Annotated in this window: 18 protein-coding genes; 12 read left to right on the top strand and 6 right to left on the bottom strand. The window is 63.0% G+C overall.

The window, feature by feature from the left end; genetic code table 11:
* Positions 1 to 9 precede the first annotated feature (9 nt).
* The 4 genes from thiE (at position 10) to ACSBOX_RS06445 (ending at position 5,117) form a co-directional block, all read left to right on the top strand.
* Positions 10 to 699 carry a thiamine phosphate synthase gene (gene thiE / locus ACSBOX_RS06460; RefSeq protein ID WP_442545307.1) on the top strand — a complete coding sequence of 230 codons (690 nt, stop codon included), beginning with the start codon at positions 10 to 12 and terminating at the stop codon, positions 697 to 699.
* 37 nt (positions 700 to 736) lie between these two features.
* Positions 737 to 2,251, top strand: a complete 1,515-nt coding sequence (locus ACSBOX_RS06455; protein WP_442545306.1) for an RNB domain-containing ribonuclease — start codon at positions 737 to 739, stop codon at positions 2,249 to 2,251.
* 287 nt (positions 2,252 to 2,538) lie between these two features.
* Complete coding sequence (locus tag ACSBOX_RS06450) at positions 2,539 to 4,245, top strand: DEAD/DEAH box helicase (protein WP_442545305.1); 1,707 nt, start codon at positions 2,539 to 2,541, stop codon at positions 4,243 to 4,245.
* Between the two features lie 8 nt (positions 4,246 to 4,253).
* On the top strand, positions 4,254 to 5,117 hold the full coding sequence (locus ACSBOX_RS06445) for a DNA-methyltransferase (protein ID WP_442545304.1): 864 nt from the start codon (positions 4,254 to 4,256) through the stop codon (positions 5,115 to 5,117).
* Here the strand turns inward: ACSBOX_RS06445 and ACSBOX_RS06440 are convergent.
* Positions 5,114 to 5,959 carry a PHP domain-containing protein gene (locus ACSBOX_RS06440; RefSeq protein ID WP_442545303.1) on the bottom strand — a complete coding sequence of 282 codons (846 nt, stop codon included), beginning with the start codon at positions 5,957 to 5,959 and terminating at the stop codon, positions 5,114 to 5,116. The two genes, ACSBOX_RS06445 and ACSBOX_RS06440, sit on opposite strands and share 4 nt — an antisense overlap.
* Positions 5,960 to 6,039: 80 nt before the next feature.
* Here ACSBOX_RS06440 and ACSBOX_RS06435 point away from each other — a divergent pair, with 80 nt between their 5' ends.
* Positions 6,040 to 7,623, top strand: coding sequence for an aminopeptidase P family protein (locus ACSBOX_RS06435; RefSeq protein WP_442545302.1), 1,584 nt, complete (start codon positions 6,040 to 6,042; stop codon positions 7,621 to 7,623).
* Positions 7,624 to 7,732: 109 nt separating this feature from the next.
* On the opposite strand, the gene ACSBOX_RS06430 is transcribed toward ACSBOX_RS06435, so the two are convergent.
* Positions 7,733 to 7,978, bottom strand: coding sequence for a type II toxin-antitoxin system Phd/YefM family antitoxin (locus ACSBOX_RS06430; RefSeq protein ID WP_442545301.1), 246 nt, complete (start codon positions 7,976 to 7,978; stop codon positions 7,733 to 7,735).
* Positions 7,979 to 8,490: 512 nt separating this feature from the next.
* On the opposite strand from ACSBOX_RS06430, the gene ACSBOX_RS06425 reads away from it, so the two are divergent.
* From ACSBOX_RS06425 to ACSBOX_RS06410, 4 genes are all read left to right on the top strand, one after another.
* The gene (locus ACSBOX_RS06425) at positions 8,491 to 9,429 is read left to right on the top strand and encodes a lysophospholipid acyltransferase family protein (RefSeq protein ID WP_442545300.1); all 939 of its coding nucleotides are present in this window, start codon (positions 8,491 to 8,493) and stop codon (positions 9,427 to 9,429) included.
* Positions 9,426 to 10,208 carry an ABC transporter ATP-binding protein gene (locus ACSBOX_RS06420; protein ID WP_442545299.1) on the top strand — a complete coding sequence of 261 codons (783 nt, stop codon included), beginning with the start codon at positions 9,426 to 9,428 and terminating at the stop codon, positions 10,206 to 10,208. The genes ACSBOX_RS06425 and ACSBOX_RS06420 overlap by 4 nt, the downstream gene beginning before the upstream one ends.
* Positions 10,165 to 12,648 (top strand): FtsX-like permease family protein, encoded by a 2,484-nt coding sequence (locus tag ACSBOX_RS06415; RefSeq protein WP_442545298.1) that lies wholly within the window; start codon positions 10,165 to 10,167, stop codon positions 12,646 to 12,648. Before ACSBOX_RS06420 ends, ACSBOX_RS06415 begins: the two co-directional genes overlap by 44 nt.
* A gap of 101 nt (positions 12,649 to 12,749) precedes the next feature.
* Positions 12,750 to 13,754 carry a HesA/MoeB/ThiF family protein gene (locus ACSBOX_RS06410; RefSeq protein ID WP_442545297.1) on the top strand — a complete coding sequence of 335 codons (1,005 nt, stop codon included), beginning with the start codon at positions 12,750 to 12,752 and terminating at the stop codon, positions 13,752 to 13,754.
* On the opposite strand, the gene ACSBOX_RS06405 is transcribed toward ACSBOX_RS06410, so the two are convergent.
* Positions 13,755 to 14,576 carry a general stress protein gene (locus tag ACSBOX_RS06405; RefSeq protein WP_442545296.1) on the bottom strand — a complete coding sequence of 274 codons (822 nt, stop codon included), beginning with the start codon at positions 14,574 to 14,576 and terminating at the stop codon, positions 13,755 to 13,757.
* Positions 14,577 to 14,652: 76 nt separating this feature from the next.
* Here ACSBOX_RS06405 and ACSBOX_RS06400 point away from each other — a divergent pair, with 76 nt between their 5' ends.
* The 3 genes from ACSBOX_RS06400 to ACSBOX_RS06390 are packed head-to-tail and all read left to right on the top strand — an operon-like array spanning position 14,653 to position 17,769.
* On the top strand, positions 14,653 to 15,936 hold the full coding sequence (locus tag ACSBOX_RS06400; RefSeq protein WP_442545295.1) for a magnesium transporter MgtE N-terminal domain-containing protein: 1,284 nt from the start codon (positions 14,653 to 14,655) through the stop codon (positions 15,934 to 15,936).
* A 49-nt stretch (positions 15,937 to 15,985) separates the two neighbouring features.
* Entirely contained in the window at positions 15,986 to 16,630 is a 645-nt protein-coding gene (locus ACSBOX_RS06395) for a DUF1003 domain-containing protein (RefSeq protein ID WP_442545970.1), read from the top strand.
* An 11-nt stretch (positions 16,631 to 16,641) separates the two neighbouring features.
* A complete protein-coding gene (locus tag ACSBOX_RS06390; RefSeq protein ID WP_442545294.1) occupies positions 16,642 to 17,769 on the top strand; it encodes an Mrp/NBP35 family ATP-binding protein in 1,128 nt (375 codons plus the stop codon).
* A 3-nt stretch (positions 17,770 to 17,772) separates the two neighbouring features.
* Here the strand turns inward: ACSBOX_RS06390 and ACSBOX_RS06385 are convergent, their stop codons facing one another.
* Genes ACSBOX_RS06385 through sigE form a run of 3 tightly spaced genes read right to left on the bottom strand, consistent with a single transcriptional unit; the run spans position 17,773 to position 19,741 of the window.
* Positions 17,773 to 18,147: a twin-arginine translocase TatA/TatE family subunit gene (locus ACSBOX_RS06385; protein ID WP_442545293.1), complete on the bottom strand. Its 375-nt coding sequence runs from the start codon at positions 18,145 to 18,147 to the stop codon at positions 17,773 to 17,775.
* A gap of 31 nt (positions 18,148 to 18,178) precedes the next feature.
* Entirely contained in the window at positions 18,179 to 19,060 is an 882-nt protein-coding gene (locus ACSBOX_RS06380; protein ID WP_442545292.1) for a hypothetical protein, read from the bottom strand.
* 36 nt (positions 19,061 to 19,096) lie between these two features.
* The gene (gene sigE, locus ACSBOX_RS06375) at positions 19,097 to 19,741 is read right to left on the bottom strand and encodes an RNA polymerase sigma factor SigE (protein WP_078108311.1); all 645 of its coding nucleotides are present in this window, start codon (positions 19,739 to 19,741) and stop codon (positions 19,097 to 19,099) included.
* Positions 19,742 to 19,845 lie beyond the last annotated feature (104 nt).

The raw sequence follows: 19,845 nt of genomic DNA, 5'->3' as shown, positions 1-19,845 counted from the left end.
TCTGTTTCCATGACCCAGCACGATGTCCACACCACCGCCCGCCTGTACCTCTGCACCGACGCCCGCAAGCAACAGGGTGATTTTGAGCAATTCGTCGATGCCGCGTTCGAGGGCGGCGTGGACATCATCCAGCTGCGTGACAAGACCATCGAAGCCGCCGAGGAACTGGAACTCCTGGAGATCCTGCAGGCCGTCGCGCACCGTCACGGCCGTCTCTGGGCAGTCAACGACCGCGCGGACATAGCTTCCCTCTCCGGCGCACCGGTGTTCCATATCGGCCAAAAGGACATCCCGCTGCGCTCGGCCCGGAAGCTGCTCCACGACCCCGCCATCATCGGCCTCTCCACGCACACTCCGGAACAGATTGACGCAGCCATCGCCGCGTCTCCCGGCCGCAGCGGACTGGACTACTTCTGCGTCGGGCCAGTGTGGGCCACTCCCACCAAGCCGGGACGCTCCGCCGTCGGGCTCGATTTGGTGAAGTATGCCGCCAACGCGGTGAAGCAGGCAGACGCCGAGACAGTCGGCGGCGTGGTGCTCCCCTGGTTCGCGATCGGGGGCATCGATCTGGGCAACGTCGAAGAGGTGGTGGAGGCCGGGGCAAGCCGCATCGTGGTGGTCCGCGCCATCACCGAGGCAGAGGATCCGACGGCGGCAGCCCAGGCACTCCTGGCCGCCCTCGACGCCGCGGCGGCCTAGCGAGACGCCGAAAGATTTTGGAGTTACCCTGACTTTCGTGTCACATCAGCGGATAGCCCCGAATGTCAGTGAAACGTCGAACCAGCTTGCGGAAGCACTGGCTGCGCTTCGGACTGAACTCGAGCTGCCTGCAGGCTATCCCGCTGAAGCGCTGCGCGACGCCGAAGCGGCGGTTTCCGGACACACCCTGCCGGTGCAGGACCTCACCGACGTTCCGTTCATCACGATCGACCCGGCCTCTTCCACGGATCTCGACCAGGCGCTCTTCATAGACCGCTCCGGCGATGGTTACAGGGTCCTCTACGCCATCTCCGATGTGCCCTCCTTCGTGCCCCCGGGAGGCGCGCTCGACGCCGAAACCCGCCACCGCGGTCAAACGTTCTATGCCCCGGACGGCCGCATACCGCTGCACCCCGAGATCATCAGCGAACACGCCGGAAGCCTGTTGGCCGGGCAGACGTGCGGCGCGTTCGTGTGGGACTTCGAACTCGACGCCGAAGCGGAGTTCCGTACCGTCTCCGTGCGTCGGGCAAGCGTACGCAGCCGCGCCAAGCTCAACTACAAGGGCGTGCAGGCGGAGATCGATTCCGGCGCGGCCGATCCCGTCCTCCAGCTCCTCAAGGAGGTCGGGCTCAAACGGGTGGAACTCGAACGCCGCCGCGGCGGAGCCAGCCTGAACATGCCTGAGCAGGAAATCGTGCAGCTGCCCGACGGCGAGGGGTACAGGATCGTCGCAGCGCCCTCGCTGCCGGTGGAGGACTGGAACGCCCAGATTTCGCTCATGACCGGGATGGCAGCCGCCCAGCTGATGCTCGACGGCAAAGTAGGAATCCTGCGGACCATGCCCGCCCCCGACGAGCGTTCGTTGCTCCATTTCAAACGGCAAACCGGGGCACTTGGCAAACCCTGGACCGAGGGGACCAGCTATGGCGAGTACCTGCGGAGCCTCGACGCCAAGGACCCCCGGCAACTGGCCATCCTCCATTCGGCGGGGCTGCTTTTCCGTGGTGCCGGCTACACGCCTTTCGACGGCGAGGTCCCGGACAGCGTGATGCAGTCCGCCATCGGCGCACCGTATGCCCACACCACCGCGCCGTTGCGCCGGCTGGTCGATCGGTTTGTCCTGGTCATCTGCGAAGCGCTCAGCAATGGAACCGAGATACCAGCATGGGCCCGGGATGCTTTGCCGAGCCTGCCCGAGATCATGGCGTCATCCGACCAGCTGGCCGCGAAGATGGAGCACTTGGCCTTGGACACGGTGGAGGCAGCGCTCCTGGTCAACCACATCGGACAGGAATTCGACGCCGTGGTGATTTCCGGATCGAAGCCCGCCAAAAACAACGGGAACGGCAACGGGAACAGCCACAACGGCAACAACGAGAACGGCAACGGGAACGGAGCCCAGCACGGCCCCTACGGCGTCGTGCAGATCGCCGAGCCCGCGGTCACCGCTCGTTGCGACGGCGAAATGGAGTCCGGAACGAAGGTCCGCGTGAAACTGCTCGACGCGGACATTGCCACCCGCCAAATCACCTTCGAGCTGCTCCCGTAGCGCACTTCGTCCGCGGGGCCGGGACCGTGATCCGGGGTTTATTGTCCCCAGACGCTAGACTGTGTAAGTAGTAATGGATGCCCGGTCGTTGATTCAGTTCATTTTTTGACATCAACAAGCCCGCCCCTACGCGATCTTGAGATACACCAGCTGGTCCCCAGTGCCAGTATTTAGATAGCCCGCGATCGGCTTCCACTGGATTTGCTTGCGCCCATCCGTGCTCCGGAACGGCCCTGCCACAACCGTTGAGCACGCAGCGCAGCCCAAATGAATAAGGAAACTCCACTGTGAGTGAATTGCACACCCATGAAGTTCTGACCGACGGAACCGAAACGATCGAACCCGAGGAAACCATTTCCTCGGACGAAACACCCCACGAGATCGCGGAAAAGACGTTCGCCGACTACAACGTCCGCGCCGACATCGTCGAATCCCTCGCCGACGCCGGAATCACCCACCCATTCCCCATCCAGGCCATGACCCTCCCGGTCGCCCTGGGCGGCCACGACATCATCGGCCAAGCCAAGACCGGTACCGGAAAGACCCTCGGCTTCGGCATTCCGGCGCTGCAGCGCGTCGTCGGACCGGGCGACGCCGGCCACGAGAAGCTCGCAGTCCCGGGTGCGCCCCAGGCCCTCGTGATTGTTCCCACCCGCGAACTCGCCGTCCAGGTGGCAAACGACCTCCAGACGGCATCCCGGAAACGAAACGCCCGCATCGCCACCATCTATGGCGGCCGCGCTTACGAGCCCCAGATCGAAGCCCTGCAAAAGGGCGTGGAGGTTGTTGTCGGCACTCCCGGCCGCCTGATCGACCTGTACAAGCAGAAGCACCTGAACCTGAAGAACGTTCGCATGGTGATTCTCGACGAAGCAGACGAGATGCTCGACCTCGGCTTCCTTCCCGACGTCGAGACCCTCATTGCCGGCACACCCGCGGTCCGCCAGACCCTCCTCTTCTCGGCCACCATGCCTGGCCCGGTCATCGCCATGGCCCGCCGCTACATGACGCAGCCCACGCACATCCGTGCCGCCGACCCGGACGACGAAGGCCTGACGAAGCGCGACATCCGGCAGCTCATCTACCGTGCCCACAGCATGGACAAGGTCGAGGTCGTCGCCCGCATCCTGCAGGCCCGCGGCCGCGGCCGGACCATCATCTTCACCAAGACCAAGCGCACCGCGGCCAAGGTTGCCGAGGAACTCGTGGACCGCGGCTTCGCGGCCGCCGCCATTCACGGTGACTTGGGCCAGGGCGCCCGCGAGCAGGCACTCCGCGCCTTCCGCAACAACAAAGTGGACGTCCTCGTAGCCACCGACGTCGCCGCCCGCGGCATCGACGTCGATGACGTCACGCACGTGATCAACTACCAGTGCGTCGAAGACGAAAAAATCTACTTGCACCGCGTTGGCCGCACCGGCCGCGCAGGCAACAAGGGCACGGCCGTGACGTTCGTCGATTGGGACGACATGCCTCGCTGGGGCCTGATCAACAAGGCGCTGGGACTGAGCTACCCGGAGCCCGTGGAAACCTACTCTTCGTCGCCGCACCTTTTCGAGGAACTGGACATCCCCGCGGGCACCAAGGGCCGCCTGCCCCGCGACAAGCGCACCCTCGCCGGGGTCGACGCCGAAGTCCTGGAAGACCTGGGCGAGACCGGCAAGAAGAACTCCCGTTCCGGCGGCGATTCCGGGCGTGGACGCTCCGGCCGCGACGGCGGGCGTGATGGTGGCCGTGAAGGTGCACGCCGCGGTCCCAAGTCCGGCGACGCTCCGGCCCGCGAAGGAGACGGTGAGGGCGGCCGCAACCGCACCCGCCGCCGTCGTACGTCCGAAGGCGAAGCAGCCCCCGCTGAGGCAACGGCCCAGTCTGCCGAGCCGCAGTCCGGCGAAGGCGCTGACAAGCCTGCCCGCGCACGCCGCTCCCGCACCCGCCGCCGCAACGGCGAAGTGGTCTCCGCTTCCGGTGCATCCGGCGAGAGCACCGAGGCTTAACGGCCTCAATGATTGACACTGTTTGGGCGCCGGACGGCAGCAACTTGGTGGTTCACGCGGACAACGCGGTTTTCCTCCCGACGTTGCCGGACGGCGCCTTCACACTGATTTACGTGGACCCGCCGTTCAACACGGGCCGGGTCCAGAGCCGCCAGGAAACCCGCATGGTCCGCAACGCCGACGGCGACGGCGACCGCGTAGGTTTCAAGGGCCGCTCCTATGACACCATCAAGGGCGCCCTTCACCGCTACGACGACGCCTTCAGCGACTACTGGTCCTTCCTGGAACCCCGGCTCGTGGAGGCCTGGCGTCTGCTCGCCGAGGACGGCACCCTGTACCTGCATCTGGACTACCGCGAGGTGCACTACGCCAAGGTCATGCTGGACTCGATCTTCGGCCGGGAGTGTTTCCTGAACGAGATCATCTGGGCCTACGACTACGGTGCACGCGCCAAGAACCGCTGGCCCACCAAGCACGACAACATCCTCGTGTACGTCAAGAACCCCGCCAAGTACCATTTCGACAACGCCGAGGTCGACCGTGAGCCGTACATGGCGCCGGGCCTCGTGACGCCGGCCAAGCGCGAACTGGGGAAGCTTCCTACGGACGTCTGGTGGCACACCATCGTTTCCCCGACCGGCAAGGAAAAGACCGGCTACCCGACGCAAAAGCCGGAGGGCCTCGTCCGGAGGATCGTCACCGCGTCCAGCCGGCCAGGAGACTGGTGCCTCGATTTCTTCGCCGGCTCAGGCACGCTCGGCTCGGTCGCGTCGAAGCTCGAGCGCAGGTTCGTGTGCGTGGACCAGAATGCCCCGGCTATCGACGTGATGCGGAAACGCCTGGACGGCAAGGCCACCTTCTACCCCGTCTAGCGGACCACTGAACTTCCCGTGCCGAGTTCCTCGATGCGGGCCAGGACGTCGGGGGACGTCAGGTTCTCCCCGAGCAGATTGGGTTTGCCGGTTCCGTGGTAGTCGGACGAACCGGTCATGAACAAGCCGTGTTCGGCAGCCAGGCGCCGCAGGAATACGCGGCCTTCCTCGGGATTGTCGCGGTGTTCCACTTCCAGCCCCAGGAGGCCGGCGTCGATCATTTCGCGGTAAGTCCGCTCCCCGACCACCCGGCCACGGGCCGAGGCCACCGGATGCGCGAAGACGGGAACTCCGCCCGCCGACCGGACGAGCTCGACGGCGAGCGCCGGGTCCGGTGCGTAGTGCTGCACGAAGTAGCGCGAGTGCGACGTCAGAATAGCGGTGAACGCCTCGGAGCGGCTCGCCACGGCACCGGCCGCCACGAGGGCGTCCGCGATGTGCGGCCGGCCCACAGTCGCACCAGGAGCCACATGGTGGATGACATCGTCCCAGCTCAAGGGGTAGTCTTCCGCCAGAAGCGTTACCATCCGCTTGGCGCGGGTGAGCCTCGCGTCTTTCGCCTTGGTGATTTCCTCGAGCAAGCCGGGGTGTGCGGGATCGTGGAGGTAGCTCAGCAGATGGACGCTGATCCCTTCCCGCGTACGGCACGAGACCTCCATCCCCGGCACGAAAGCCACCCCGAATTCGAGGGCCGCGACGGAGGCCTGGTCCCATCCGTCAGTCGAGTCGTGGTCGGTCAGGGCCACCACATCCAGACCCGCAGCAGACGCGGAAGCGATCACTCCCGCGGGAGCCTCGGTCCCGTCGGAAACATTGGAGTGCGCATGCAGGTCGATCTTCACTTTCCAAGCGTATTTGATTACGGACGGCTTGGACCGTTGCGCCGCTGGCCTAGTATCGGCCTTGATGGGACGATTGGACGGTGAACGATGCAGATAACACCCAAAACGGTGAAACCACAGCCTCCCAGCCCCTGGAGGAGCGCGTCAACAACCGCTCCCAGCGGCCCACATCCGATGCCTTCAAGGCGTTCATGGCCAGCAATTGGGCGCCCGCGCCGCAGGTGACCCCTGCGCGTGACGCCGTCGCAGACCACGCCGCCACGCGTCGTCGGGCGATCTCCGGCAAGTTCGCGGGCCTGCGCCTCGTCGTACCTGCCGGCCCGCTCAAGGTCCGCTCCAACGATACCGACTACCGCTTCCGCCCCCACTCCGGCTTTGCCCACCTCACGGGCCTGGGCCTGGACCACGAGCCGGACGCCGTGCTGGTCCTGGAACCTGTCGAGGAAGGAACCGGCGACGACGGCGGCAACCACCTCGCGACGCTTTACTTCCGTCCGCTGGCCGGCCGGGACACGGAACAGTTCTACGCCGACTCGCGTTCCGGTGAGTTCTGGATCGGCGCACGCCCGACGCTCGCCGAATTCGAAGCTCGCCTCGGACTCAGGACGGCGCATCTCGACGAACTCGAGATGGCCATCACCAAGAACGTGGGTGCCCCCGAAATCGGCGGCATCGCCATCCGCCTGGTCCGCAAAGTCGACGAGAACATCGATGCCCTCGTGGACACCGCGCGCTACAACACGGCCAAGGATCCGGAGAACCTGGACCTCGGCGAGCTCGATGCCCTGGACGAACTGCTCAGCGAGGCGCTCTCCGAGTTGCGCTTGCTCAAGGACTCCTGGGAAATCGAGCAGATGAAAATCGCCGTGGACGCGACCGTGGAGGGTTTCGCCGACGTCGTCCGCGCCCTCCCCCGCGCCATGACCCACCACCGCGGCGAACGCGTCATCGAAGGCGCTTTCTTCGCGCGTGCCCGCGAGGAAGGGAACGAGCTCGGCTACGACACCATCGCCGCCGCCGGAAACAACGCCACGGTGCTGCACTGGACCCGGAACACGGGCAAGGTCAACGCCGGGGAACTCGTGCTGCTGGATGCCGGCGTGGAGGCGGACTCGCTCTACACGGCCGACGTCACCCGCACCATTCCGGCCAACGGGAAGTTCTCGGACGTCCAGCGCAAAGTCTATGAAGCCGTTCTTGACGCAGCCGACGCCGGATTCGCCGCAGCCCAGCCGGGCGTGAAGTTCCGCGACATCCACACGGCCGCCACCACGGTCCTCGCAGAACGCCTTGCCGAGTGGGGCCTGCTGCCGGTCTCCGTCGAGGAAGCCATCAGCAACGAAGGCCAACAGCACCGCCGCTGGATGCCGCACGGTACCAGCCACCACCTCGGCCTGGACGTCCACGACTGCGCGCAGGCCAAGCGCGATCTCTACCTCGACGGCGTGCTCACCGAGGGCATGGTGTTCACCATCGAGCCCGGGCTCTACTTCAAGAACGAGGACCTCGCCATTCCGGAGGAATACCGTGGAATCGGCGTCCGGATCGAGGACGACATCCTGATGACGGCAGACGGTCCGGTCAACCTCAGCGCCGCGCTCCCCCGCAAAGCCGACGACGTCGAGTCCTGGATGGCGGGCATCTACCAGGACGCCGAAGCGTAACAACTGAGGCAAAACGCACGAGGAGGGCTACCGGATATCGATCCGGTAGCCCTCCTCTTTTGTTTTGGGGCGCTAGTAGTGGTGGCGGGCCGCGATGATGACGAGTTGTCTATTCGACCATCATCCGTCCAGCCGCTGCGCCCGCTCGATGCTGCGCAACCCTTTGGAGCGAGCGTGCCGCGTTTGCCGGGGTTCGCAGTAGATAGGCAGTCTCCTCCAAAGCTTCATACTCAGCGAAGGAAATCAGAACTGCGTTTCCCTTCTTGGACACTATTTCAATGGCTGTGCGGTCGGAATTGACCCGCTCAATGAGGGAAGTCAGATCCGCTTTGGCCCTCGAGGCAGTGATTGCCACGGCTTCCTCCTCGTCTACTAGTTTGAAAAGTTGTACGTGCGAGTCATCTGGTCATGCACTCAACACAGCACCGGAGAACATGCTGCCCCTCATCATGAGGAGCTCGACCAAACACGGAGACGCCGGCATCCGTCCACTTAATTTCGGGTTTTTTACACTGAGATTTGCGGTTTTGACCACTGAGATTGACGAAATCCACACGGAGACGCCCCTCGGCACTTGTACCTTTCTCCTAGGCGCAGCACTGATAGACGATCCCCCGTTTGGTGCTGTTGCCATGCTGCGAGGTGGCATTTCTTCATCTTCGAATCGGTCAAAGCGAGGAGGTGAACACGCATGGAGATGATCTCAGAAAACGTGCTGGAGGCAGGAGCAACCCTGGCCTGTAGCGGAGGGTGTATGTGCACCTGACCTAGCACGGCGCGGTTCGTTGGTGGCGAGGCTTGTGCTTCGCCACCAACGAACGAAGCGAGATAGCAACGATACGACCAACACTGAATTTGGGGGACAGCGTGCGCTTGCCACTCTTCAATATTTTCGACTTTCCAAAGCACCAGAATTTGTATGAGGCTATCCATGCTGCAGGGCCAGTTGGCGCGTGGAACCTTATGAAGGAGCTAGACGCCCTCGATCGGCCCATCTACCGGGCAAACCAACCAGACGTAGACAATTTCGAGGTCTTGAAGGGTCGGGCCCTGGATTTCATGAATACTGTCCCTGGGCTTGATGGCTTTGACAAGGAATTGCACGCCACGAGCTTTGCTGAGTACGGACCGAAGCTGCAGTTTGAATCGACTTACATCAATCTGTGGATGAAAGACACTGAGGCCCTGTTCCGCGACGTTGTGGACGTCGATGGACGCGAGCACCTTCACGAGGCGGCATCCAGTGGCCGAGGAGTAATCGCGCTCCCGCTACATCTTGGACCTTCATATGCAGCCATTCCCATGCTCGCTTATGAAATGCCGACGACGACGCTGTACAACCGGATGAATTTTGACGAGATCCATGCGGCGTCCTTTCCTGATTTGGACTTCCGCGGGATTCAGCTCGGGAGCACATCGGCGATGCGCTCTGGCCTGACGGCCCTGCGTGAGGGCAGGATCTTTTCCATGTTCCCTGAACTGGACCCTCGTGGAGTGGATGAACACCATGCCCGAATTCCCTTCTTGGAGACGACCATCATGGTTCCCACGGGTCCGATTATCCTGAGCCATGTTTCCGGCGCCCCCATGGTCCCCCTCACGCTCAGGGCGGTCGGAAACGGCCGCTTTCGACTCAAATACCATCCTGCTATTCCACCGCCGGAATCTTCCGATCAACGTCGCCGCTCCCTTCTGGCCGTTTGGGATGTCATTGAGACGGAGCTACTCGCCGGAGACGTCGGAGAATGGGAAATGTGGTTCGAATTTGACCGGATGCTCCCTCAAGTCGGGGCCGTCGAGACGTGACCGTTGTCGAGCTTCCCGTCATTTCCCTCAAAAGCGTTCGTCGCCACTATGACGACGGTGCCGGAAACGAGAAAACTGCGCTGGACATTGCTGAACTGGAGATCCAGCCAGGTGAACTGGTTGCCGTCATTGGCCCATCTGGATCCGGCAAGTCAACCCTGCTCCAATTGGTCGGGGGAATCGATTCTCCGACGGCAGGGAGTATCGACGTAGCAGGCCTCCGGGTCTCGGGCATGGACGAAAAACAGAAGACAATTTTCCGGCGAGAGAATGTTGGATTCATTTTCCAGGCATTTCATCTTGTTCCCAGCATGACGGTGGTGGAGAACGTCGCGTTGTCATCGATAGTTTCCGGTGAAAAGAGTTTTCGGTGGCGAGCAGATGCTCTGGTCCTGCTCGATCAGCTGGGACTGTTTGAATATGCCGATAGATTTCCCGACCAGTTGTCAGGCGGGCAACGCCAGCGGGTCGCCGTAGCTCGAGCGCTATTCGGGACTCCAAGCGTCATCCTCGCCGACGAGCCGACAGGAAGCCTCGACTCAAGGAATAGGGATGTTGTCCTCCGCCTGATTCGCGACGCGATTGGAGACGATCTTCGCACCAGCGGGCTGTTAGTCACCCATGACCTACATGCTGCGAGTTATGCCGACAGGATCATTGCGCTGCGCGACGGAAAAATCATTGATCACCTTGACCTGCCCCTCAACGGACCACATCAGGAGGGAGATTCTCACCATGATGAGCGCGTTCGGTCTTGGTTTGCGGCAACTTCGCTTTGATTTCCCCCGATATGGAGTCGCAGCGGTCGCGCTGACATTCGGCGTCGCGCTGATTTTCGGCACTCTGCTCACATCGAAAAGCATCAACGACCAGCTCTCGCAAGGCGTTGGCTCGCTTTCAGGCATAGGCGACGTCGCGGTGGTGCCTGCTATTCCCGGGACAACGGCTCCCGAGAGCGAAGTGAGCGCAATCGCGGATCTCCCTGGCGTCGCCACGACGATCCCTACTCTGGCGCGGAATTCGAGCGTCCGTCGCGCGGGAACCATTGGGACAGCCCACCCGCTGACGGTTACGGGTTACCCCACCACGTTGAACACAGAGCTTCAGCTCATGCGGCTGGAGCTTCGGGGCGGGCTCCCTGCCTTCAACAAGCCAGAGGCCCTAGTTCCGGCTGACGTCGCTTCGCGCTTAGGTGTTGACCTAGGCGATTCGCTGGTGGTCGCGTCGAGCGACGCGACCACGCAACTGCGCGTCGTAGGCGTGTTCAATGGCAGGGTTCTTGGTCCGTTGGCATACGACAACATTTTTGTCGATTTGTCCTATGCCCAGACGGTATTCAACCAACCGGGACAAGTATCTAGAGTTGACATCCAGCTGGGGGCCGGGAACGCCGCAGAACGCTGGCAGAGCGAGTATTCGTCCATCCTGCCTCCGCAGTTCAAAGTGCAGGACACTTCTGCCCTCAATTCGACCCTCGGTCCCCTCATCGCAATTGTTTCAGTCATCTTGATGATCGCTTCCGGCACCGTACTGGGCATCTCGATCCTGCTTTCATTGACGGCCTTCCAGTCCGTCGTGAATGCCCGCCGGCTAACTTATGGTCTCATGAGAGCTGTCGGCGCGCGCGGTTCCTGGCTGGCGGGCACCGTCTTGTGCGAGGCAATGATGCTCTCGTTCGCGTGCTCGGTGGTCGGGGTGGGGCTTGGGTTTGGCGTGAGCTGGATCCTGAACCAGGGCCTCTCTTCGATCGGCAACATACCCCCGGCACCCGTGGCGGTGGAACTTTGGCAAGGTCTGCTTGCCATCCTGAGTGGGGTCGCTGCGGGCTGCGCCGGGGCGACCCGGGCCATAATGAGGGTGCTACGCCAGGACCCTCTTACGGCCATCTCGCCTGACGGCGCGGATCGCAGGTCTTCAAGGAGATTCCGCGCCGCCCTCGGCATAATGCTCCTCGTATTGGGGCTCGGCAGCTACTGGATCGACTCCGTCGTAGCGAAGCTCGTTGGCTTCGTTGTATCGATGGCCGCCGCGGGCTTCCTTGCTCCGCTAATTCTCGTGGCCGCCACCAGGCTACAGATCTTCAAGGGGTGGACAGGCAAGGCTGCTGCTCAGCGTCTGCGCAAACACGCATCATTCGACTCTACGACGGCCATCATGGGCACTGTCGTCTGCCTAGGTGCGGCCCTTGTGATCGGTGTCGGCTCTGTACGGAGTGCCATGATGGAGCAGATTGGTCGTCAATTCGGGGCCGACATTCAAATATCGTCCACGACGCCCATCTCTGGAAAATTAGACGAACGCCTTGCGTCAATTCAAATGATCAACAGCGTTTCAGACACAGTCTGGGATCACGCAGCACTGCAGTTCCAAGGCACCACGAGCCAGGTTGCAATCCTGGCCGTCGATCCAAAAAGCTACTTCGACACAGCTCAACTTCCGTGGCGCCAGGGAAGTGACGGGTCTGCACCGCTTGCCTTGAAAAAGGGAGGCGCGGTCATCATTCCTGAAGCTCTCGCCGCTAGCCGGGGCGTTTCCCTGGGCGACACCGTCAGACTAAATCGGGCGGGCAAGTCCCTCTCGCTTCGCCTTGTCGGGACATACGCGTCCTTGGCAACAGGGAACCAGGTGGTGATGAGTCGCGACACGGCGGCCGAGATCGGAGTTACCGGATCCAACGGCTGGAATGTGGAAGCGAAGCCGGGCGTCGACGTCACAGCGCTCCGGGACGCGATCGCTGATTCAGTTGCCGACATCCCTGGGGTCTCGGTAATCACGGCCGCCAAAATGAAGGAGCGCGCAGAATCAGAGCTGGGTTCGTACGCCGGTGCCGCCTTCGGCATCGTGGTGCTTGCGCTCATTCTCGGCGCGGTCGGCGCCGCCGGCCTGCTCGCAGTCGGCGTCGCTCGTCGCGAGAAAGAGTTCGGGATGCTGCGCGCGATTGGTGCCACCCGCGGCGACATAACGAGGCTGGTTGTCGCTGACGCGATCTTGATCGGAATCGCGGCGTTAGCCGCGGGACTTCTCCTTGGCCAGCTGGCTGGGCGGGTATTAGCCCAGCTTGTCGCAGGGGCACTCGGCGTGACGCTGAGTCCCACTGTTTCCGTCTTGGCGTTCAGTGGAATCGCACTTGTCACCTTGACCGCGTTGTGCCTGGCCGCGATAGGACCGAGCCGTAGGGCGGGTCGAATAGAGCCGACAGCGGCGCTGAGGGCCGAGTAATGGCAGATAGAGAAGGAGCGAAGATGGGTTCCCGGTCATTGAGATTGCGAGACAGTGTGCTCGTATTCAACCGCGGTTGTCGACTGCAGTTCATTTGCACCATGGAACTCCGGGTCCTTGAATTCGACGTTTCCCCGTTTGTGATCGAATTGATCCCCTTGCTTGACGGGTCGAATTCCGTCGAAAGGATCGAATCGATCCTGGAAGGTAGTGCCGGATTCACTCGCACGTCGCTTGAAAACGTCCTGGCAATCATGGAAACCGAGCGATTCCTTGATCTATACCCGCAGCCGGAGCATTCAGAGACAAACAGATTCGAACGCCAAGAGAGGCTGTTTCAGGAGTTCGCATCCACGTTTTCCCTTGCCAACTCACCAACTCAACTGCAGGAGAAAATTCGTACTTCAAAAGTGGTGGTCGTGGGAGTCGGTGGGACCGGGACATGGCTATTGCAATCCCTCGTCGCCGCAGGGATAGGCAGAATTGAGATTTTCGATCCGGACATTGTAGAACTTACCAATTTGAACCGGCAGATCCTCTTTCAGCCGGGTGACCTAGGCATGGCTAAGGTGGACGCCGCCGCCGAACGGTTCAAGTCGATCGACGAGGACCTTCAGGTCATCACAAACCGTCGTCGAGTGGTTGCCGCAGCGGATCTCAAATCAGCCATAAGCGACGCCAGCTTGGTGGTCGGATGCGCCGATGAGCCGGATGTTGTGGTGATCTCAGACATCATCGCCGAAGCCGCGACCCAAGCGCGCGTTCCACATATCGTTGGTGGCGCGTATGGCGGGAACCTGGGCGTGCCAGGCACCAGCATCGTTCCCGGTCAGACAGTGTGCTGGCAATGCATCCGTTCACAGACCATGAACGATCACAACTGCGCCGACTTCCTTCCGCTCAAGGGACGAACGAGGAGCGGGGGAAGTACCGCAGCCATTTCGGGCTTGGTGGCGAATCTGGCCGCTTGGGAGGCCATGAGGATCCTGCTCGGGTTGCCTCTTGCCTTGTCCGGGCAGGTACGGGAACTCGACCTGTTCACTTTGGAATGGCGCGTCCGAAAGCTCCCACGCCTTCCAGATTGCAGCTGTGTGGCCCTGCCCTAACTACTGCTTGGCCGCATCCTCACCGTTGGCAGCCTGCTCGCCGTTTCCGGGTTCGTTCACCCGTACACCGTACTGAGGCCGGCCGTCGGGAAGGTCCGGGTAGCGAACGCCGGCGGTTGGCCGCGCGGCCGCGACCGGGGCATCTGCGACGGGCTGGGCTGGCTCGCCGGCCGTTCCCTGTCCGGCTTCGGGTCCACGCTGGCCGTAGGGGTCCTGCCAGGTCGCCGGGCGTTCGGGCGCCGGGCCCTGGGGTGCGCTTGGATGGACAGGAGGGTTCCGGTAGTCCTGCGGCGTGTAGGCCTGAGGTGGCCGGCCGAAAGCCGCCTCGGAAGGATTCATCGGCAACTGGTGCAGGAGACGGCGGGCTTCCTGCGATGCTTCCAAGGCGACAATGACGTCATAGTTCGTCGCCACTACCTGGCTGGTGGAGGTGAAGTCCCGCTTCCCGCGCTGCGCGGCGTAGGTGACGATCCCGAAGAGCATGAAGAACGCCGCACCCATGAGCACTGACGTCACAATCGAGAAGGGACCGCCGGCAGGGGTGAAGAACGAAAGCATGACGCCCACGAACAGGCCGAACCACATACCGCTCAACGCGCCGGACAAAGCGACGCGCGGGTAGCTGAGCCGTCCCGTTACCCGCTCCACCATTTTGAGGTCGTTTCCGACAATGGAGACATGCTGGACGGGGAACTGCTGGTCGGCAAGATAATCCACCGCCTTCTGGGCATCGAGATAGGAAGTGTAAGAGCCCACGGTGTCGCCCTTGGGGACGCTGCGGGATTCCTCCGTGGCCTTGGGGGCACCGAAAATGTTCGCCATACCCCCATTCTGTCCCATACACATGTGAACCGGCTGAAATTCAGCTAAAAGAGAGCAGACTCGGTAGCCTGTAAGGGTGAGCACAAATCCTTCACGCATCTTTGTTGCGCGTTTGCTCGGCCTCGACGTTTTCGACCCCCTGGGCGATCGCCTGGGCCGGCTGCGCGATGTCGTGGTGCTTTCGCGCGGCTTGCGCGGGGCCCCGCACGCAGTGGGTATCGTCGTCGAGGTTCCGGGCAAGAAGCGCGTCTTCGTTCCCATGACCAGGCTGACGTCGATGGACCAGGCCCAGATCATCTGCACCGGCTTGGTCAATCTCCGGCGCTTCCAGCAACGCGGTGCCGAGCAGTTGGTGGTCGGCGAGCTCTTTGACCGCAAGGTGACGCTCAAGGACGGCAGCGGCGACGCCATCATCGAAGACATCGCCATGGACCAGCAGCGCAACGGCGACTGGCTGGTCTCCAAGCTTTTCGTTCGACGCGGCACGTCTACCTCCAGGCTTCGGGGGCTGCGCCGCGGCCACACGCTGCTGGTGGACTGGGCGGAGACTCTGCAGGGCTCCGAGAACGATCCCCAGGGTGCCAGCCAGTTCGTTGCCACCCACGAGGACCTTAAGCCGGCCGACTTCGCCGACGCACTCCAGGAAATGTCGGACAAGCGACGGATCGAAGTGGCCAGCGAGTTGCAGGACGAACGCCTCGCCGACGTGCTCCAGGAATTGCCGGAAGAAGACCAGGTCACGCTCTTGTCCGCTTTGGACAGCGAACGCGCGGCCGACGTGCTGGAAGAAATGGACCCGGACGACGCAGCGGACCTGTTGGCGGACTTGCCTTCCGCGAAGGCCGAAGAACTGCTGCTCCTGATGGAGCCCGACGAGGCTGACGACGTCCGCAGGCTCCTGCAGTATGACGAAGACACTGCCGGCGGCCTCATGACCCCGGTGCCCGTGATCCTGCCCCCGGAAGCCACGGTCGCTGAAGCGTTGGCCCATGTGCGCAGCGAAGAGCTCTCCCCCGCTTTGGCTTCGGCCATCTTTATCTGCCGGCCGCCGCTGGAGACACCCACGGGACGATTCCTCGGCGTCGTGCATATCCAGCAATTGCTCCGCAGCGCCCCGCCCGAACAGCTGGGCAGCATCGTGGACAAGAATCTCGAGCCGGTTTCCGATCATGCCAGCGTCAGCGAGGTCAGCCACACCATGGCCTCCTACAACCTGAACTCCCTCCCGGTCGTGAACAGCGCCGGTCGCCTGGTAGGGGCGGTGACTGTTGATGACCTCTTGGACCATTTGCTCCCGGACGACTGGCGAACCCATGAAGACGGAGCCCCGATCAGGAAACTAGGAGGTCGAATTGGCTGAGAAGCCCACCAGCGGAGGACTGGACACCCCGCTCGAGCTGCGCTCCCGCATGCTGCCGAACTTCGGCAGCGATCCCGATGCCTTCGGCCGGTTCGCCGAGCGCTTCGCCCGCTACATGGGTACGGCGAACTTCCTGTTCTACATGACGATCTTCGTGGTCATCTGGATCGCGTTCAACGTTATTGGCTTGTTCGGCTTCCAATGGGATCCCTATCCGTTCATCCTCCTCAACCTTTTCTTCTCGACGCAGGCCTCCTACGCGGCGCCCCTGATCCTGTTGGCCCAGAACCGCCAGGACGACAGGGACCGCGTGACCATCGAGCAGGACCGCGCCCGGGACGAGCGCAACCTGGCTGATACCGAATACCTGACCCGTGAGGTCGCCGCCCTTCGCATCGCCCTGCGCGAGGTCGCTACCAGGGACTACGTGCGTGCCGAACTCCGCTCGCTGCTGTCCGATCTGCTCGAAGCGCAGGACGAGTTGGGACCGAACAGTTCCGGCGGCTCCAACAACGGCGAAAAGGCCAAGGACAAAATCAAGGACAAGCGCAACAAACAGCGCAATCCCCCCACGCAGCAGATCCCCAAGATCCACCCGGCGCACTCCAGCGCTGACCAGACCGCACCCGACCTGTCGTCCGTCGGCACCTCGCCGGCCAGGCAGTCAGGTCCTCCCGACCAGCCCGAAAGCTGAACATCCACTCCATGAGCACACCTTCTGTCGAGGCCCTCAACGCTGCCTTGGCAACCGTCATCGATCCAGAACTCCGCCGTCCCATTACTGAATTGGGGATGCTGGATTCGGTAGAGGCCAGTCCGGACGGAACCGTCCGGGTTGTGGTGCTGCTGACCATCGCCGGCTGCCCCCTGCGAGAGACCATCACGGCCGACGCCACCGCTGCCCTTGGCCGCGTTGCGGGAGTGACGGGCGTCGACGTCGAACTCAAGGTCATGACGCAGCCGCAACGGGACGCACTGAAGGAACGGCTGCGCGGCGCTGGCGGTCAACGCGGAATCCCCTTCAACGAACCAGGCTCCCTGACGAAGGTCTTCGCCGTCGCGAGCGGCAAGGGCGGTGTGGGGAAGTCCTCGGTGACGGTCAACCTTGCCTGCGCCCTTGCGGCGCAGGGGCTGCGCGTGGGAATCGTCGACGCCGATGTCCACGGCTTCTCCGTCCCGGCCCTCATGGGAATCACACAGCAGCCCACGCGCGTGGACGACATGATCCTCCCGCCCGTGGCCTTCGGCGTGAAGGTGATCTCGATCGGCATGTTTGTTTCCGGGAACAAGGCAGTCGCCTGGCGCGGGCCGATGCTGCACCGTGCCTTGGAGCAATTCCTCACGGACGTGTATTTCGGCGATCTGGATGCCCTGTTCCTGGATCTCCCGCCCGGCACGGGCGACATCGCCATCTCCGTGGCGCAGTTGCTTCCCAACGCCGAAATCCTCGTGGTGACCACCCCGCAGGCAGCAGCGGCGGATGTTGCCGAAAGGGCCGGAACCATCGCCACGCAGACAGGCCAGACGCTTGCCGGAGTCGTGGAGAACATGTCCTTCCTGGAGATGCCCGACGGCGGCCGGATGGAATTGTTCGGAAGCGGCGGCGGGCGGGTGCTGGCTGAGCGGCTGAGTGCCGCCGTCGGAAGCGACGTCCCGCTGTTGGGACAGATCCCCTTGGACATCCGCCTGCGCGAAGGCGGGGATGCGGGACGCCCCGTGGTGTTGGCGGCCCCGGAGACGGCTGCCGCGCAGGCGCTTCAGGGCATCGCGGGCAAGCTCAACGCCAAGCCGCGGGGCCTGGCCGGAATGTCCCTCGGGATCCAGCCGAAATAGTTTCTAGGTGGCCTCGGCGTCGAAAGGCGCCTTTTCACCGACGGAAAGCCGTTCGACAACCCGCTCGGGAGCTTTCGCCACGGCGTCCACAGCGACAGGCGCACCGTCGCTGACAGGCTTCGTGTCGTCGTCGAGCAGTGCTTCCTTGATGATCCGGCGCGGATCGTACTGGCGCGGGTCATACTTCTTCCAGTCGACGTCATCTATGTCGATGCCGACTTCTTCCTTGATCTGCTCACGGGCACCGGACGCCATGCGCCGCAGTTCCTTGACCAGATTCGTCAACTTCCGCGTGTATTCAGGCAAACGGCTGGGACCGATCACGATGACGCCGATGATCAGCAGGACGACGAACTCCGAGCCATTGATTCCAAACACGTATCGAAGGTTACCTTGTCCGTTGGTCCGCTCAGAAACCTGCGAGGCCCGCCAGGGCATGGAGGCCCCGCTGCAACCGTTCGTTCCAGGTCTCTGCACTGTTTTCGGCCGGCCGGGCGACCATGAGCGAGTCGCCAGCCTTCACAAGCTCCGGAACGGCTCCCGCAGCCTGGTTGGAAGGCATGTCGGACGAGTAACGCAGCACGGCCACCGGTGAGGAGTAGACGGCCTGCCACGGGGCGCCCTGGGCGATCGACAGTTGGGTTCCCGAAGCGCCGCTGCCCTCCAAGTGCTGCTCCACCAGGGTGGCGTGGTGGTCACCGTCGCTGAGGCGCAGCTCAACGGCGGGGTGCCCGTCCTGCATCAGGGCCCGGGCGGAAACCATGTGGTATCCCATGCTGGCCATCTCGGGGCATGCCCAGCCGTCTTTCCGCAGTTCGGACAATTGCTGCTCGTCCAGGCTCACCGTTCCTGCCACGCTGACGGGCAGACTCAGCTGCGAACCCGTCACGGGGAGTTCCTCTCCCGTACTTCCGGGCACGGTTGAACTGACAAGGGTCCGGACTTCCTGTTCTCCGCGGTTGGACGCCTGGGGCGCAACTTCACCGCCGAGCGCGTAGGCTGCGACCGCCAGGATTCCGGCGCTCACGGCGAGTCCGCCCGCCGCGGCGCTGGCAAGCCGGATACCGTGCCACACGCTCCGCTGCGGTTCAGGGCGCTCAGGAAAATCGGATTGCGCCAGCCGCTGGGTGTGTTCGATCAACCGGTTGGTGAAATCCTCGCTGGCTTCAGGGACAGCGGCACGGCGGAGCCGTTCGAGGTACTGGCGTTCCCGCAGGACCGCGGCATGGCATTCAGAGCATTCCTGCAGATGGCCGGGGGCGCGGCTGTGCCGGATAGTTCCCCGAGCCAAACTGCCGCGTCGTCCTTTCAGCAGACCCATCGGCGACTAAAGGAGGCCGGCGATGCGCGGCATCTTGAGCCGCGGCTTGCGGGCCTGGACCGGACGTGGATCCCGATGGGCGAGCTTTTCACGGAGCATTGTCCGTCCGCGGTGGATGCGGGACCTGACGGTCCCCAGCTTCACGTCAAGCGCTTCGGCAACCTCGTCGTAGGACAGGCCTTCAAGATCGCAAAGCACGACGGCGGCGCGGAAGTCCGGCGGGAGTTCTTCCAGGGCGCGCTGGACGTCCAGGTCGAGGTTGTTCAGCTCGAAGCTCTGCTCGGGACCGGGTTCACGCCCGGGCAACCGGGATTCGGCGTCTTCGGCCAAGGCATCGAAGCGAATGCGGCTCTTGCGACGGGCCTGGTCGAGGAAGAGGTTGGTGGTGATGCGGTGCAGCCAGCCGTCAAGGGTGCCTGGCTTGAAGTTTTCGAGCGAACGGAACACCCTGACGAAGACTTCCTGGGTGAGGTCCTCGGCGTCGAACTTGTTTCCAGTGAGCCGATAGGCAAGGCGGAAGACCTTGGCGGAGTGGTTCTCCACCACTTCCTCCCAGCTCGGCCTGACCCACTCCTCGGCCGGCGGGGCCGTGTCGGTGGAACCCAGGACTGCTGCCGTTGTCTGGACTGGCGCAGCACTTGATGCCCGCATCGTCCGCTCCCCTCAAACTGTTTGTCATCCTGCCGGTCACTCAGGAGTTCGTTGCCAGCCCTCGCTTGGATGGCTGGATATACATCATCCCAGTGTTGGCTGAG

The organism is Arthrobacter sp. KN11-1C (genome assembly GCF_052180225.1).
Taxonomy (GTDB): domain Bacteria; phylum Actinomycetota; class Actinomycetes; order Actinomycetales; family Micrococcaceae; genus Arthrobacter.
This window is presented reverse-complemented; position numbering and strand designations above follow the sequence as displayed.

Excerpts from the sequence above, each read along its gene's own strand:
- ACSBOX_RS06405 (WP_442545296.1), bottom strand. The coding sequence starts at position 14,576 with ATGGCGAACATTTTCGGTGCCCCCAAGGCCACGGAGGAATCCCGCAGC.
- ACSBOX_RS06415 (WP_442545298.1), top strand. The coding sequence starts at position 10,165 with ATGATGAGCGCGTTCGGTCTTGGTTTGCGGCAACTTCGCTTTGATTTC.
- thiE (WP_442545307.1), top strand. The coding sequence starts at position 10 with ATGACCCAGCACGATGTCCACACCACCGCCCGCCTGTACCTCTGCACC.
- ACSBOX_RS06410 (WP_442545297.1), top strand. The coding sequence starts at position 12,750 with ATGGAACTCCGGGTCCTTGAATTCGACGTTTCCCCGTTTGTGATCGAA.
- ACSBOX_RS06445 (WP_442545304.1), top strand. The coding sequence starts at position 4,254 with ATGATTGACACTGTTTGGGCGCCGGACGGCAGCAACTTGGTGGTTCAC.
- ACSBOX_RS06395 (WP_442545970.1), top strand. The coding sequence starts at position 15,986 with ATGCTGCCGAACTTCGGCAGCGATCCCGATGCCTTCGGCCGGTTCGCC.
- sigE (WP_078108311.1), bottom strand. The coding sequence starts at position 19,741 with ATGCGGGCATCAAGTGCTGCGCCAGTCCAGACAACGGCAGCAGTCCTG.
- ACSBOX_RS06390 (WP_442545294.1), top strand. The coding sequence starts at position 16,642 with ATGAGCACACCTTCTGTCGAGGCCCTCAACGCTGCCTTGGCAACCGTC.